This is a genomic window from Nesterenkonia sp. LB17, assembly GCF_022565915.1.
Lineage (GTDB): Bacteria > Actinomycetota > Actinomycetes > Actinomycetales > Micrococcaceae > Nesterenkonia.
Genome location: NZ_JAJOYX010000002.1, coordinates 423,924 through 438,481 on the forward strand (window position 1 = coordinate 423,924; position 14,558 = coordinate 438,481).

At 66.4% G+C, this 14,558-nt stretch carries 12 protein-coding genes; 7 read left to right on the plus strand and 5 right to left on the minus strand.

All coding sequences use genetic code 11. From position 1 onward, the window contains the following. The first annotated feature begins 85 nt into the window (after window positions 1-85). The 4 genes from LTH96_RS05740 (at window position 86) to gdhA (ending at window position 5,372) form a co-directional block, all read left to right on the plus strand. Window positions 86-1,384: a maltose ABC transporter substrate-binding protein gene (locus tag LTH96_RS05740; protein WP_241464782.1), complete on the plus strand. Its 1,299-nt coding sequence runs from the start codon at window positions 86-88 to the stop codon at window positions 1,382-1,384. Window positions 1,385-1,387: 3 nt separating this feature from the next. Beyond that, a complete protein-coding gene (locus LTH96_RS05745; protein WP_241464783.1) occupies window positions 1,388-2,995 on the plus strand; it encodes an ABC transporter permease subunit in 1,608 nt (535 codons plus the stop codon). A gap of 1 nt (window position 2,996) precedes the next feature. Beyond that, a complete protein-coding gene (locus LTH96_RS05750; protein ID WP_241464784.1) occupies window positions 2,997-3,944 on the plus strand; it encodes a sugar ABC transporter permease in 948 nt (315 codons plus the stop codon). Window positions 3,945-4,013: 69 nt separating this feature from the next. Further along, window positions 4,014-5,372, plus strand: coding sequence for an NADP-specific glutamate dehydrogenase (gene gdhA, locus LTH96_RS05755; RefSeq protein WP_241464785.1), 1,359 nt, complete (start codon window positions 4,014-4,016; stop codon window positions 5,370-5,372). A gap of 22 nt (window positions 5,373-5,394) precedes the next feature. Here the strand turns inward: gdhA and LTH96_RS05760 are convergent, their stop codons facing one another. Both LTH96_RS05760 and adh read right to left on the minus strand, forming a co-directional pair. Further along, window positions 5,395-5,784 (minus strand): DUF779 domain-containing protein, encoded by a 390-nt coding sequence (locus LTH96_RS05760; protein ID WP_241464786.1) that lies wholly within the window; start codon window positions 5,782-5,784, stop codon window positions 5,395-5,397. Window positions 5,785-5,820: 36 nt separating this feature from the next. Then, on the minus strand, window positions 5,821-7,344 hold the full coding sequence (adh, locus tag LTH96_RS05765) for an aldehyde dehydrogenase (protein ID WP_241464787.1): 1,524 nt from the start codon (window positions 7,342-7,344) through the stop codon (window positions 5,821-5,823). A gap of 215 nt (window positions 7,345-7,559) precedes the next feature. Here adh and LTH96_RS05770 point away from each other — a divergent pair, with 215 nt between their 5' ends. Both LTH96_RS05770 and LTH96_RS05775 read left to right on the plus strand, forming a co-directional pair. Next, the gene (locus LTH96_RS05770) at window positions 7,560-8,750 is read left to right on the plus strand and encodes a transcriptional regulator (RefSeq protein ID WP_241464788.1); all 1,191 of its coding nucleotides are present in this window, start codon (window positions 7,560-7,562) and stop codon (window positions 8,748-8,750) included. Between the two features lie 51 nt (window positions 8,751-8,801). Continuing rightward, window positions 8,802-9,539 (plus strand): YigZ family protein, encoded by a 738-nt coding sequence (locus LTH96_RS05775; RefSeq protein ID WP_241464789.1) that lies wholly within the window; start codon window positions 8,802-8,804, stop codon window positions 9,537-9,539. 71 nt (window positions 9,540-9,610) lie between these two features. Here the strand turns inward: LTH96_RS05775 and LTH96_RS05780 are convergent, their stop codons facing one another. Beyond that, window positions 9,611-10,414: a GAF and ANTAR domain-containing protein gene (locus tag LTH96_RS05780; protein ID WP_241464790.1), complete on the minus strand. Its 804-nt coding sequence runs from the start codon at window positions 10,412-10,414 to the stop codon at window positions 9,611-9,613. 299 nt (window positions 10,415-10,713) lie between these two features. Here LTH96_RS05780 and LTH96_RS05785 point away from each other — a divergent pair, with 299 nt between their 5' ends. Continuing rightward, the gene (locus LTH96_RS05785) at window positions 10,714-11,133 is read left to right on the plus strand and encodes a hypothetical protein (protein ID WP_241464791.1); all 420 of its coding nucleotides are present in this window, start codon (window positions 10,714-10,716) and stop codon (window positions 11,131-11,133) included. On the opposite strand, the gene LTH96_RS05790 is transcribed toward LTH96_RS05785, so the two are convergent. Together LTH96_RS05790 and LTH96_RS05795 are read right to left on the minus strand one after the other, a co-directional pair. Continuing rightward, window positions 11,108-12,091: a heme o synthase gene (locus LTH96_RS05790; RefSeq protein WP_241464792.1), complete on the minus strand. Its 984-nt coding sequence runs from the start codon at window positions 12,089-12,091 to the stop codon at window positions 11,108-11,110. The two genes, LTH96_RS05785 and LTH96_RS05790, sit on opposite strands and share 26 nt — an antisense overlap. Before the next feature lie 173 nt (window positions 12,092-12,264). After that, entirely contained in the window at window positions 12,265-14,346 is a 2,082-nt protein-coding gene (locus tag LTH96_RS05795) for a DNA topoisomerase IV subunit B (RefSeq protein ID WP_241464793.1), read from the minus strand. Window positions 14,347-14,558: the final 212 nt, after the last annotated feature.

A 14,558-nucleotide genomic window follows, 5' to 3' on the forward strand; every position in this document is an offset into this window, starting at 1 on the left:
TTGCACTCAGGACGGCGGGGTCATCGACTCCGCTTCTTCACAGAGAGGGACACCGATGACGGTGAACACCGGAAGATTCACGACGATGACCGCGCTCCTGGGGCTGGGGGCACTGGCACTGACCTCCTGCGGCTCGGGAGGCGACTCCCCCGACGCTGAGGCAGCCGATCCGGCTGAGACCGAGACGACAGAGGCCGAGACGACGGAGTCCGAGGCTGAGGAGACCGAGGACGGCGATTCTGAGAGCGGCGAAGCAGCCGCCTCCGGCAGCCTGACCATCTGGGCCGATGCCAACCGGGCAGAGGTCCTGGCCGACGTGGCGGAGGACTTCGAGTCCGACACCGGCATCTCGGTGGAGATCGTGCAGCAGGACTTCGAGGAGATCCGAGACCAGTTCGTCTCCCAGGTCCCCACCGGTGAAGGCCCCGACATCGCCGTCGGCGCCCACGACTGGCTCGGGGTCCTGGTGAACAACGGCGTGGTCGCCCCGGTCGAGCTCGGTGACACAGCAGGTGACTTTGAAGAGATCGCCGTGGACGCCTGGACCTATGAAGGGCAGACCTACGGCCTCCCCTACTCGATCGAGAACATCGCGCTGCTGCGCAACACCGAGCTGGCTCCCGAGGCCCCGGCCGATTTCGACGCGATGATCCAGATGGGCGAGGAGGCCGGCACCGAATATCCGTTCCTGGTCGGCCTGACCCCCAACGAGAGCGACCCCTACCACCTCTACCCCTTCCAGACCTCCTTCGGTGCCCCGGTCTTCGGCACTGACGAGGACGGGAGCTACGACTCCTCGCAGCTGACCATGGCCGACGCCGGCGGAGAAGAGTTCGCCGGCTGGCTGGCGGAACAGGGCGAGGCCGGTGTGCTGAACCTCAACATCGACGGAGACCTGGCGCAGGAGAGCTTCAACGGCGGCAATTCGCCGTTCTTCCTGACCGGTCCCTGGAACGTGACCGGCGCGCAGGAGGCCGGCATCGACGTCGCGGTGGATCCGATCCCGGCCGCCGGAGACCAGGACGCGCAGCCCTTCGCCGGGGTACAGGGATTCTTCCTGTCCTCGCAGAGCGAGAACGTCGTGGCCGCGAGCAACTTCCTGATCAACTACGTCGGCACCGCGGAGGTCCAGACGGCGCTCTACGAGACCGGTGGACGCGCGCCCGCACTCACCGAGTCCTTCGACCAGGCCCTGAGCGAGGATGAGATCGTCGCCGGATTCGGCGAGGTCGGTGCAGAGGCTGTGCCGATGCCGGCGATCCCCGAGATGGGCGCGGTCTGGGACGACTGGGGATCCAGCCAGGCCGCGATCATCAAGGGCGACGGCGACCCGGTGGAACTCTGGCAGAAGATGTCCCAGGACATCACCTCTGCGATCGACTGATCGATGAGCACACTGACCACCACCAGAACCGATGACCGCTCCGCCGACGGGCGCCGCGCCCGGCGCACCGCCGAGGCCGCAGGCGTCGGGTGGAAGCTGCTGCTGCTGAAGATCATCGTGCTGGGGCTGCTCAACGCCGCCTCGGTGTATGCCGCCATGGTGCTCTTCTTCAACGAGAGGTGGCTCATCGGCACTCTGGTGGTGGTCAGCGGTGCCTTCCTGACCTGGATCTACTTCCAGCGCGGAGCACTTCCCGCGAAGTATCTCGCCCCAGGAGTGGTGTTCCTCCTGATCTTCCAGGTCTTCGTCATCCTGTACTCCGGCTACGTCGCCTTCACCAACTATGGGACCGGCCACAACAGCACCAAGGACCACGCGATCCACGCGATCATGCTCCAGACCCAGGACCGGGTGCCGGATTCGCCGACGTATCAGCTCACCGTTGTGGAACGCTCCGGGGAGCTCGGATTCGCGGTCACCACGGAGGCCGGCGAGGTGCTTCTCGGGTCCGCTGAGACCCCTCTGGATGATGTTCGGGGCGCCGTCGTCGAAGACGATCGCGTGGTTCAGGTGCCCGACCATGAGGTGCTGAGCTTCGCCGAGCTCGTAGATCGGCAGCAGGAGCTGACCACACTCGCTGTTCCACTCTCAGACGACCCCAACGCCGGAGCGCTGCGCACCCAGGACGGGCAGCGGGCGTATGTCTACACCTCACGCTTCGTCTATGACGAGGCCGCGGACACCCTGACCAACACGCAGAGCGGAGAGACATATACCGACGGCGGGGAAGGTGCGTTCGTCACCGCGGCCGGGGATCAGCTGATGCCCGGCTGGCGGGTCAACGTGGGTCTGGACAACTTCGTCCGCGCCATCACCGAGGAGTCCATCCGTGGACCGCTGCTCTACGTCACGGCCTGGACCTTCGCGTTCGCGTTCCTCTCGGTGGCGACCACGTTCATCCTGGGCCTGTTCCTGGCGATCGTCTTCAACGACCCCCGGATGAAGTCCCGCAAGTATTACCGCCTGATCATGATCCTGCCCTACGCCTTCCCGGGATTCCTCTCCGCGCTGGTCTGGGCCGGGATGATGAACCAGGAGTTCGGGTTCATCAACAACGTGCTCTTCGGCGGGGCATCGATCCCCTGGCTCAGCGATCCATGGCTGGCCAAGCTGAGCATCCTGATCGTGAACCTGTGGCTGGGCTTCCCCTACATGTTCTTGGTCTGCACCGGTGCGCTGCAGTCGATCCCCGAGGAGCTCACCGAAGCCGCCCAGATGGACGGGGCCAGACCGTTCCAGGCGTTCCGGCAGATCAAGTTCCCGCTGCTGCTGGTCTCGATCGCTCCGCTGCTGATCTCCTCCTTCGCCTTCAACTTCAACAACTTCAACCTGGTGTACATGCTCACCGGTGGTGGGCCCCGGGACATCGAGGCCGGGATCAATGTGGGCTCCACGGACATCTTGATCTCCATGGTCTACAAGGTGGCGTTCGTCGGATCCCAGAGCGACTACGGGCTGGCCAGCGCCTTCTCCATCCTGATCTTCTTCATCGTCGGCACCATCTCCGTGATCGCCTTCCGGCGCACCCGAGCACTTGAGGAGTTGAACTGAGATGGCCCTGTCACAGCGCACGCTCACCCCCCGCCAGCCCACTTCCGACCCAGTCACCCGCGGCACGCCCACGCCCCGCGCACCCACCCGCCTGCGCTCCTTCCGACGCTGGTTCTCCCAGACCGGATGGCGCCACCTGGTCGGCGTCGCCGTCGTCATCTTCGCCGCCTTCCCGCTGGTCTACGTGTTCTCCGCCTCGCTGAACCCCGGCGGCACGCTGATCACGGCCAACACGTTGTTCGGGAACCTGAGCCTGCAGAGCTATGTGGACCTGTTCAATCGTCCGCAGCAGCCCTTCGCCGCCTGGTACGTCAACACCCTGTTCATCGGGTTCAGCGCCTCCGCCGGCAGCGTGATGCTCGGCGCCCTGGCCGCCTACGCGTTCTCCCGGATGCGCTTCACCGGGCGCCGGTTCGGTCTGATCACCATCCTGCTGGTGCAGATGTTCCCGCAGCTCCTGGCCATGGTGGCCATCTTCCTGCTGATGCTCTCGATCGGTGAGATCTTCCCGGCCATCGGGCTGAACAGCCAGATCGGCCTCATCATGGTCTACCTCGGGGGCGCCCTGGGTGTGAACACCTATCTGATGTACGGCTTCTTCAACACGATCCCAGTCTCCATCGACGAGGCAGCCAGGATCGACGGGGCCGGCCACGCGCGGATCTTCTTCACCATCATCCTTCCGCTGGTCTCCCCGATCCTCGCGGTGGTCGCCCTGCTGTCCCTGGTCGCCACGCTCAGCGAGTTCGTCATCGCCTCGGTGCTGCTGCGGGATCCGGAGAAGCAGACCCTGGCGGTCGGCCTCTACCAGTTCATCTCGCAGGAGACCTCACAGAACTGGTCCGTCTTCGCCGCCGGAGCGGTCCTGGCGGCGATCATCCCGGTGGCCCTGTTTCTGGCGCTGCAGCGATACATCGTCTCGGGTCTGGTCGCAGGCAGCGTTAAGTGACGCCGGCCGGCGTCTACTAGGGTGGGTTTCGCCGTCCGGAGTGGGCGCGTGATCGTCGAGGAGACAACCATGAGCCCCAGCAGCCAGCGCATCGCCACAGTGTATGACCAGGTCATCGCGCGAAATCCTGGGGAGCTTGAGTTTCATCAGGCCGTCAAGGAGGTCTTCGACTCGCTGGGCCGGGTGCTCACGAAGTTCCCCGAATATGTTGAGGAATCGATCCTGGAACGGATCTGCGAGCCGGAGCGGCAGATCATCTTCCGCATCCCGTGGATCGATGACACCGGCCGGGTCCACATCAACCGCGGCTTCCGGGTGCAGTTCAACTCGGCTCTGGGTCCCTATAAGGGCGGGCTGCGCTTCGACCCCTCGGTCATGCTCGGCACGGTGAAGTTCCTCGGGTTCGAGCAGATCTTCAAGAACGCGCTGACCGGGCTGCCCATCGGGGGCGGCAAGGGCGGCAGCGACTTCAATCCCAAGGGCCGCAGCGACGGCGAGATCATGCGCTTCTGCCAGTCCTTCATGACCGAGGCCTACCGCCACATCGGCTCCTCAACCGATGTCCCGGCCGGCGACATCGGCGTCGGGCGCCGGGAGATCGGCTATCTCTTCGGCCAGTACAAGCGCATCGTGAACAGCTATGAGGCCGGGGTCATCACCGGAAAGGGAACCTCCTGGGGCGGATCCCTGGTGCGCACCGAGGCCACCGGCTACGGGACCGTGTTCTTCACCGAACACATGCTCGGCGCCACCGACCGAAGCCTGGACGGCTCGCGGGTGCTGGTCTCCGGATCCGGCAATGTCGCGTTCTACGCCATCGAGAAGATCCACGCCCTGGGCGGCCTCGTGGTGGGTGCCTCCGATTCCTCCGGTGCCGTCCATGACCCGAAGGGCATCGACCTGGAGCTGCTGCGCGAGATCAAGCAGGTCCAGCGCGGACGCATCAGTGACTACGCCGCCCACCGCGACACCGCCGAGTTCATCGCGGACAGGCCGGTATGGGCCGTCGCCGAGAAGCACGACGTCGATGTCGCGCTGCCCTGCGCGACGCAGAACGAGCTCGACGACGACGACGCGCAGCTCCTGCTCAAGGCCGGCGTCAAAGCGGTGGTCGAGGGCGCGAACATGCCCACCACGCCGGCAGCCATCGCTCGGCTCCGCGAGGCGGGGGCGCTCTTCGGACCAGGCAAGGCCGCCAACGCCGGTGGCGTGGCGACCTCGGCCCTGGAGATGCAGCAGAACTCGATCCGGGACTCCTGGACCTTCGAGTACACCGAGGCCCGGCTCGCGGAGATCATGGAGAACATCCACGCCCGCTGCGCCGGCACCGCCGATGAGTACGGGGTCCCCGGGGACTACGTCGCCGGCGCGAACATCGCGGGGTTCACCCAGGTGGCCGACGCGATGATCGCCCAGGGCGTCATCTGAGTCGTCCCCGAGTCCACTGGGCTCAGCCGGTGGTCACCGGCTCCAGCGCCTCGGTCTCGGCATCGGTGAACAGCCGGGAACGGATGAGGAACCGCTGGCCGGTAGGTCCTTCGATGCTGAATCCAGCGCCTCGGCCCGGTGCCACATCGATGGTGATGTGCGTGTGGGACCAGTACTGGAACTGGGCCTGGGAGATCCAGACCGGCACCGGCTCCGGGGTCCCAGGGTCCAGCCGGCCCAGCAGCACATCCGCTGGGCCGGTGAGGAAGGTCCCCTGGGTGAAGCACATCGGAGCCGATCCGTCACAGCAGCCTCCTGACTGATGAAACATCAGCGGCTGCCCGTGGCTGTCTCGCAGCCGGACCAGCAGCGCCGCGGCCGCATCGGTGACGGCGATCCGTGAAGTGCTCATCGCGTGATCATGCTCCTCTCCCCCTGGTCATTCCGCCTAGAAGAATCCCAGCTTGTCCTCGCTGTAGCTGACCAGCATGTTCTTGGTCTGCTGGTAGTGCGAGAGCATCATCAGGTGATTCTCTCGGCCGATCCCGGAGTTCTTATAGCCTCCGAAGGCGGCGTGGGCCGGGTACTGGTGGTAGCAGTTTGTCCAGACGCGTCCGGCCTGGATGTCCCGGCCGGCCCGGTAGGCGATGTTCGCCTCGCGGGACCAGACCCCGGCGCCCAGACCGTAGAGCGTGTCGTTGGCGATCTGGATGCCTTCGGCGTAGTCCTTGAACTCGGTGACCGAGACGACCGGACCGAAGATCTCCTCCTGAAAGACCCGCATGGAGTTCTGGCCCTTGAAGATGGTCGGCTCCACGTAGTAGCCCTCTGAGAGGTCCCCACCCAGGTCCACCCGGTTTCCACCGGTGAGGACCTCCGCGCCCTCCTGCTGACCGATGTCGATGTAGCTGAGGATCTTCTCCAGCTGGTCGTTGCTGGCCTGGGCGCCGACCTGGGTGTCGGTGTCCAGCGGGTTTCCCTGCTTGACCAGCTTGGTCCGCGCCACGGCCTTCTCGAGGAACTCGTCGTAGATGCTGGACTGGATCAGCGCACGCGAGGGGCAGGTGCAGACCTCGCCCTGGTTCAGCGCGAACATGGTGAAGCCCTCGAGCGCCTTGTCATAGAAGGCGTCATCGACTCGGGCGACGTCTTCGAAGAAGAGGTTCGGGCTCTTGCCGCCGAGCTCCAGGGTCATCGGGATGAGGTTCTGTGAGGCGTACTGCATGATCAGTCGCCCGGTGGTGGTCTCACCGGTGAAGGCGATCTTGCGGATCCGTGGGCTGGAGGCCAGCGGGGCGCCGGCCTCGGCGCCGAAGCCGTTGACCACATTGAGCACCCCGGCCGGCAGCAGGTCTCCGATGACCTCCATCAGCACCAGGATCGAGGCGGGGGTCTGCTCTGCGGGCTTGAGCACCACGGCGTTGCCTGCCGAGAGCGCCGGCGCCAGCTTCCACACCGCCATCAGGATCGGGAAGTTCCACGGAATGATCTGCCCCACCACGCCGAGCGGCTCGTTGAAGTGGTAGGCCACCGTGTCGGTGTCGATCTCGCTGATCCCGCTCTCCTGGGCCCGGATCGCACCGGCGAAGTAGCGGAAGTGATCCACGGCCAGCGGCAGGTCCGCCGCGAGAGTCTCTCGCACCGGCTTGCCGTTCTCCCAGGTCTCGGCGACCGCCAGCATCTCGAGGTTCTCCTCGATCCGGTCTGCGATCTTGTTCAGCACCACGGCCCGCTCGGCCACCGAGGTCTTGCCCCAGGCGGGCGCGGCGCGGTGGGCGGCGTCGAGGGCCAGGTCGATGTCTTCGGCCTTGGAGCGGGGAATCTCGGTGAAGCTCTTGCCTGTGAGCGGAGAGGGATTCTCGAAATACTCGCCACCCACCGGCGGGACCCACTCTCCGCCGATGTAGTTCTCGTAGCGGGACTTGTAGCTCATCAGTGCCCCGTCGGAGCCGGGCTGTGCATAGATGGTCATGTCGGGTTCCTTCCCATGTCGCTGCGCCTTGCGATCCGCTCCGAGTTCCGAAGATTCACGGCCGACGCTGTGATGTGCCTCACATGCACCCAGCGTAGAACTATCCAGGTTGCAGGACAGTTGCATGGTTAGACTGTGGGCCAGCACACATTCACCTATGGTGCGCCGTGCTGCCCCGCAGCCCCCGCGCACGCCAGGAGCGTCGAAGGAGTGCCATGGAGGCTCTGCCCACCGAACCGAAGACCTGGACCGCACTGCCGCACGCGCTGCGCGAGTCCTGGCTGCGTTCCGCCGGGGGCGTGCGAGACCCGATCAGCGCACTGCCTCCCATCGAGCTCGACGATGTCCAGCTGCGCGAGTATCGGCAGCACCACCCGCTGCGGCTGGTGCTGCCGGTGCTGAAGCGCCTGCTGATCGAACCCGCGACCGAGGCCGGGCTCATCGTGGCGATCGGAGACGCGGCAGGACGACTCCTCTGGGTGGAAGGGGCACGCGAGACGCTGCGCCAGGCGGAGCGCTCCGCCTTCCAGCCAGGTGCGAACTGGTCCGAGACGGCCATCGGCACCTCGGCTCCGGGCCTCGCACTGGCCACCGGCCGCGGCGCCCAGGTGCATCGGGAGCAGCATTTCTCCTACACCGCACACCGGTTCTCCTGTTCAGCGGTGCCGGTGCGCGACCCGGCCACCGGACTAATGCTGGGCGTGGTGGACCTGACCGGGGACGCGCAGGCCGTCGCGGTACATTCGCTGCCGCTGCTGCTCGCCGCGGTCTCCGCGGCTGAGGCGGAGCTGAAGCTTCGACCAGCCGCCACCACCCAGGCCACACTGACCACACTCGGAGCAGGCCCGGCCGTGTTGGGCACCTCCGATGCGCAGCAGCAGCTGGGTCTGCGTCACGCGGAGATCCTCTTCCTGCTGGGATGGCAGGCGGATCGCGGTGCCGAGCGCGGACTCACCGCTGAGGAGCTCGCCGAGCTGCTCTACGGTGAGGCCCACCACGAGGTCGCGGTCCGCGCCGAACTGGTCCGACTTCGCCGGCTTCTCGCTCAGCACCGCTCCCCCAGCATCGACCTGCTCTCCCGCCCCTACCGGCTCAGCGCCCCCGTGCAGCTGGACGCCCGCGACGCCTGCGCGGCCCTGACCGCCGGTGACCGACAGAGGGCTCTGGACCTCTACCGGGGCGAGCTGCTGCCGGGAAGCGAAGCTCCGGGAGTCCTGCGGATCCGCCGGGAGCTCTCGGCGCTGCTGCGTGAGGCGGTGCTCTCCGACGGCTCCGCTGAGGATCTGTGGCGTTATCTGCAGCTCCCCGAGGCGGCCGAGGACTCGGACGCGATCCGGACCGCACTGCGCATGATGCCTCCAGAGTCCCCTCGCCGCGCCGCCCTGGTGGCACGGAGCACACTCTAGAAGCACGCCCTTGCCGCGGGCGTCGCACCCGGCGTCGTAGACTCCTCAGACATGTCCGCATTCGCCGTGGGTCCCGCCGGAGCAGACCTCCCCCAGCATCTCCGGCCCTATACCGTGCTGCGCCCGACCGCAGAGATCACTCATGAGATCGAGCGTCGACGCTCACTGTTCCGCACACACCTGCGCCGAGCCGACAGTGCAGAGGCGGCACAGTCCTGGGTCGAGCAGCTGCGCAAGGCCCACCCCGGCGCACGGCACCACTGCAGCGCCTGGGTCATCGGCGCCGACCGGCTGATTCAGCGCGCACTCGACGACGGCGAGCCCTCCGGCACCGCAGGGGCCCCGATCCTGGCGGCGCTGCTGAAGTCTGAGATGCCCGGTGGAGACGCCGACCTCAGTGATGTCGTGGCCGTGGTGCTGCGCTGGTTCGGCGGAACCCTGCTCGGACCCGGCGGACTGGTCAGCGCCTACTCCGACTCGGTGACCGGCGCCCTGACCAGCGCTCGCGAGCAGGGTCAGCTCCGGCGCAGGGAACACATGCGCCTCTTCGACGTGCAGGCGCCCATCACAGAGGCGGGCCGCTGGGAGAATGAGCTGCGCGCCGCCGGCACGCTGGTGACGGCGACTGACTACAGCGCAGACGGCGCCCAGGCACGGATCAGGCTCTCGGTGCCCGACACCGACGCGCAGATCGCCGATCTGCACCGGAGGGTCGCCTCGCTCAGTGCCGGAGCGGCGACCCCGGAGGCGGCCGGTCAGCGGTGGGTCGACCAGGCGGGTCCGCGCTGAGGTCCACGTCCGCGCAGGGATCCAACCGCGCGCGGCCTGTCACGTGGGAGCTGAGCATGCAGCCCAGCGGCTCAGGTGTCGAAGACCGTGGAGGCTGACTGGCGTCCGACCGTGGCCACCAGCTCCTCAGCGAGAACTCGGAGCTTCATATTGCGGTGGCTCGAGGCCTTGCGAAGGATCTCGAAGGCCTGATCCTGGTTGCAGCGGTTCTGCGCCATGACCACACCGATGGCGATGTCGATCGCGGTGCGCGACTCCATGGCGGCCTGGAGATGCTCGACGTTCTCCGAGTACGCCGCGAGGCGCAGAGCGATCACGCCGACCTTGGAGGCGAGCCCGGCGTAGCGCCGGGCGGCCTCGATCTCGGCCGGACCGAATGCCTCGGGCGTGCTGGTGTAGAGGTTCATCGCTGCGGCGGACTCTGACTGCAGGGTCAGCGGCAGGGCGAGCACGCTGCGCATGCCGAACTCCCGCACAGCTGCCATGTAGCCGGGCCAGCGTCGCTCGGAGTGCACATCGGCGACACTGATCACGGTATCGGTCCGTTGGGCCTCCAGGCAGGGTCCCTCGTCGAAGCCGGCCTGGACCTCATCCAGGCGTGCCGCCTCCGGGCTGCTGGCCGCGACCACGACGTTGCGTTTGGACCGGTCAAGAATGATGCTGCACAGCACCGGCTGCGTCCCGCTGAACCGCTCGGCGGACACCTGGGCAAGTCCCTGCAGAAAGCTTGAGATGTCGCTGTCCTGCTGGATCAACATCTGCAGATCGGCCGAGACGTCACGATCCGCGGCGTCGGTGTCGATCGCATCAAGGACGGCGTCGTCGGCAGTGTCGGTGTCCAGGAACTGTTCGCTCAGCTTGGACTCTGTGCTCATCGTGATCTCCGCTCCGAACGTGGGCGCCGCCCTCAGCGACGGCACAAGTTTACTTGAATGTTTGAGCGTCGTCTGCTCTGTCCAGAGCTGATTATCGGCGGGTTCCCGGGAGTGTGGTCTGTGGTTACACTGGAATTGAGTTCAGCAGGGGGCTCATCACATCACTCTTAGGAGCAGACATGATCCGCCCACTGCTAGGCGCGCCGCACGGCTTCGCGGTTTCCGCATTGAACGCCCGCCACACACCGGTTGCTTCGGGGTCAGAGACGGAACGCGACTACCCCCAGAGGAGCGTGGCGATGACCGACATCGGAGACATCATGGCACCCCTAGGTGCCACCATATTGGGCACACGGTCACTGGCCGATGCCGCTCAGGTTCTCGAGGAATCCGACCCGGCAGTGGTGTTGAACCTCTCGTACCGGGCCATCGGACTCATCACCTGCGCGGATCTCAATGCCGTGCGGCAGCAAGACCCGCAGGGCTGGTCGAAGCGGCGCTGTGCCGGTCTGGTCCGGACATCCGATCAGCCCGTCCAGCGCAGAACTCCGATCCGTGAGCTGCTGGTCAGTGCCGCCCTCGACACCACGAGACCGCTGCTGGTGATGGATCAGGACCAGCCGGCCGGGATCCTGATGCCCGAGAGCATCGACGCCTGGCGGCGAGACAGCCAGTCCATCAGGGCCGGGAGGATCAGCCCATCAACGGAGACCCGATGAAGGGGTCGATCCAGAGCCCGATGAACAGCAGGGTGAGGTAGAGGATCGAGAGGTGGAAGACCTTCATGGCCTTCTTGTCCGTGAGGGTGCCGTTCTCGGCCTGCCGGTGCAGCACATGCGCCTCGTAGATGAACCAGGCCCCCGAGGCCAGCGCGAAGGCGGTGTAGGTGATGCCGGCCCAGCCCATCGGGATCAGCAGCAGCGAACACATCACGGTCGCCCAGGCGTAGAGCACCACCTGCACTGAGACGGTCTTTGCGGTGGCGACGGCGCCGAGCATGGGCACATGCGCGGTCTGGTAGTCGGTCCGGTACTTCATCGACAACGGCCAGTAGTGCGGCGGGGTCCAGAGGAAGATGATCACGAACAGCACCACCGCGGGCCATTCGAGCGTCTCGCGAACGGCGGCCCAGGCGATGACCACAGGGAAGCACCCCGCGATGCCGCCCCAGATGATGTTCTGCTCGGTGCGGCGCTTGAGGATGATCGTGTAGACCACGACGTAGAAGAAGATCGCCGCTGCGCCGAGTCCTGCGGCCAGCGGATTGGTGCCGAACCAGAGGACCGCGATCGCGGCGGCACCCAGCACCGAGGCGAAGATGAGCGCCTCGCGGGGGCTGAGCTCGCCGGTGACCAGCGGACGCTTCTTGGTCCGGTTCATCAGCTTGTCCATATCGCGATCGATATAGCAGTTGAACGCTCCGGCGGATCCGGCAGCCATGGCGCCGCCGACCAGCGTGGCCAGCGCCAGCCAGAAATCGGGGACGCCCTGCTGCGCGAAGAACATGGTGGGCAGGGTGGTGACCAGCAGCAGCTCGATGACGCGCGGCTTGGTCAGGGACCAATAGGCGGCCACCTTGCGTCGCCATTGAGGCTGCGAAGCCTCCGCGCCTGGGGCAGCAGAAGCTGCTCGGGCTGCGGAATCGCCGGTTGGGGCGACAGAAGTCTGTTGGGTCACGTCTCAGCTCACATGGGGTCGAGGTGCACTCGTCGTCGTCGTTCAGTGTACCGGTCGCGAAAGAGGTCAGGAGGGTCGACCGGCCTGTTCGACGAATTATTTCTACATGCGGTAGAAGTAGCGGCGGCGTGGCGCGGCCCGGCGGTGCGAGTCCTCGCCGTGCGGCCTCGGACTCAGGCGTCGATGCGGCCTCGGTCCAGCGCCTGGGACCCTTCGATGATGAAGTCCTTGCGGGGCGCGACCACCGAACCCATGAGCAGATCGAACACCCGTTCGGCTGCTTCGGCGTCCTGGACCCGGATTCGACGCAGCGCACGGTGCTGTGGGTCCATGGTCGTCTCGGAGAGCTGGTCGGCGTCCATCTCGCCGAGACCCTTGTACCGCTGGATCGGCTCCTTGTAGTTCAGCCCGTCCTGTTCCAGCTGGGCAAGGAGCCGATTCAGCTCCGCCTCGGAGTAGGTGTACCTGACCTCGTTCGCCCTGCGGCCCTGGTGGATGATCTCCACCCGGTGCAGCGGGGGCACCGCGGCGAAGACCCGACCGTCCTCGATCAGGGGGCGCATGTAGCGGAAGAACAGGGTCAGCAGCAGGGTGCGGATATGGGCGCCGTCGACGTCGGCATCGGTCATCAGCACGACCTTGCCGTAGCGGGCGGCGTCGAGGTCGAAGGACCGCCCGGAGCCTGCTCCGATGACCTGCAGCAGGGCGGCGCACTCGGTGTTCGAGAGCATGTCCGCCACCGAGGCCTTCTGGACGTTGAGGATCTTGCCTCGGATCGGCAGCAGCGCCTGGAAGTCGGAGGAGCGGGCCAGTTTCGCGGTGCCCAGGGCGGAGTCGCCCTCGACGATGAACAGCTCGGTCTCCGCCACGCCCTTGGAGCGGCACTCCACGAGTTTGGCCGGCATCGAGGAGGTCTCCAGCGCGTTCTTCCGACGCTGGGTCTCTTTGTGCATCCTTGCGGAGATGCGGGACTTCATCTCTGCGACGACCTTCTCCAGGACCGCGGTCGCCTGCTGCTTGTCACCCCGCTTGGTGGAGCTGAGCCGGGCCTCGAGCTCCTTGCTGACCACTTTGGAGACGATCTGGCGGGCCGCGGGTGTGCCGAGGATCTCCTTGGTCTGCCCCTCGAACTGGGGCTCTGCGATGCGCACGGTCACCACCGCGGTGAGTCCGGCCAGCACGTCGTCCTTCTCGAGCTTGTCGCTGCCAGCCTTGAGCTTGCGCGCATTCGACTCCACCGTCTTGCGCAGGGACTTCAGCAGCGCCTGTTCGAAGCCGGTCAGGTGGGTGCCGCCCTTGGGAGTGGCGATGATGTTCACGAAGCTGCGCACGGTGGTGTCATACCCGATCCCCCAGCGCAGCGCGATGTCGACCTCGCAGTCGCGCTCCACGTCCTCCATGTGGCTGCGTCCGTCGGCGGCGAGCACCGGAATCCGTTCGGTGAACTTCCCATGCCCCTGGAGGCGCCAGATGTCGGTGACCGAGGCATCGGCAGAGAGGTGATCGGCGAACTCGCTGATGCCGCCGTCGTACTGGAAGACCTCTTCCAGGGGCTCCGGGCCACGCTCGTCACGCACGGTGATGCGCAGTCCCGGCACCAGGAATGCCGTCTGCCGGGCGCGATTGGCGATCTCGATGTCGTTGAAGCCGGCGTCGGAGGTGAAGATCTGGCGATCGGACCAGTACCGGATGGTCGTTCCGGTGACCCCGCGCTTGGCCTTGCCGATGATGTCCAGCGGCGAGCCGTCCAGGGCGGGGGTGAACTCCGCGTCGGGGTCGGGGCGGGAACCGGAGAAGACTCCGGGCTCGCCGCGCCGGAAGGACAGCTGGTGGACCTTCCCGCCGCGGGTCACCTGGGCGTCCAGGCGAGCCGAGAGCGCGTTGACCACCGACGCCCCGACACCGTGGAGACCACCCACGGCGTTGTACGAGCCGCCGCCGAACTTGCCGCCGGCGTGGAGCTTGGTGAAGACCACTTCCAGGCCGGAGAGCCCGGTACGCGGTTCGATGTCCACCGGGATGCCGCGACCGTCGTCGCTGACCTCGACCGAATCGTCCGGGTACAGGGTGATGTTGATGGTGGAGGCGTGGCCGGCCAGAGCCTCGTCCACGGAGTTGTCGATGATCTCCCAGAGGCAGTGCATGAGTCCGCGCGAGTCGGTCGAGCCGATGTACATCCCGGGACGCTTGCGAACAGCTTCGAGACCTTCGAGCACCGACAGATGCCGGGCGTCATACTCCGAGCGCTTGGCCACGCAGTGTCCTCCTGTGGTGGGGGTGAATCAGTGTCATCGTAAGCGCGCGCGGCTCCGTGGCCGCGCAGAAGCGCCGCAGTCGGTACGCGCACAGCGAAAGCACGGCGGTTTCGGGGTGCTGCTGTGAATGAAACAGCCCGGTTCGTGGTTCTATTGAACACCAAGAGATCCCGGGTCGGGCCTTCCCGGCTGCGGGACCTCTGGAGAATAGA

What these genes read in the sequence shown, in the direction of transcription:
- LTH96_RS05740 (WP_241464782.1), top strand. Translation starts at nt 86, where the DNA reads ATGACCGCGCTCCTGGGGCTGGGGGCACTGGCACTGACCTCCTGCGGC.
- LTH96_RS05745 (WP_241464783.1), top strand. Translation starts at nt 1,388, where the DNA reads ATGAGCACACTGACCACCACCAGAACCGATGACCGCTCCGCCGACGGG.
- LTH96_RS05750 (WP_241464784.1), top strand. Translation starts at nt 2,997, where the DNA reads ATGGCCCTGTCACAGCGCACGCTCACCCCCCGCCAGCCCACTTCCGAC.
- gdhA (WP_241464785.1), top strand. Translation starts at nt 4,014, where the DNA reads ATGAGCCCCAGCAGCCAGCGCATCGCCACAGTGTATGACCAGGTCATC.
- LTH96_RS05760 (WP_241464786.1), bottom strand. Translation starts at nt 5,784, where the DNA reads ATGAGCACTTCACGGATCGCCGTCACCGATGCGGCCGCGGCGCTGCTG.
- adh (WP_241464787.1), bottom strand. Translation starts at nt 7,344, where the DNA reads ATGACCATCTATGCACAGCCCGGCTCCGACGGGGCACTGATGAGCTAC.
- LTH96_RS05770 (WP_241464788.1), top strand. Translation starts at nt 7,560, where the DNA reads ATGGAGGCTCTGCCCACCGAACCGAAGACCTGGACCGCACTGCCGCAC.
- LTH96_RS05775 (WP_241464789.1), top strand. Translation starts at nt 8,802, where the DNA reads ATGTCCGCATTCGCCGTGGGTCCCGCCGGAGCAGACCTCCCCCAGCAT.
- LTH96_RS05780 (WP_241464790.1), bottom strand. Translation starts at nt 10,414, where the DNA reads ATGAGCACAGAGTCCAAGCTGAGCGAACAGTTCCTGGACACCGACACT.
- LTH96_RS05785 (WP_241464791.1), top strand. Translation starts at nt 10,714, where the DNA reads ATGACCGACATCGGAGACATCATGGCACCCCTAGGTGCCACCATATTG.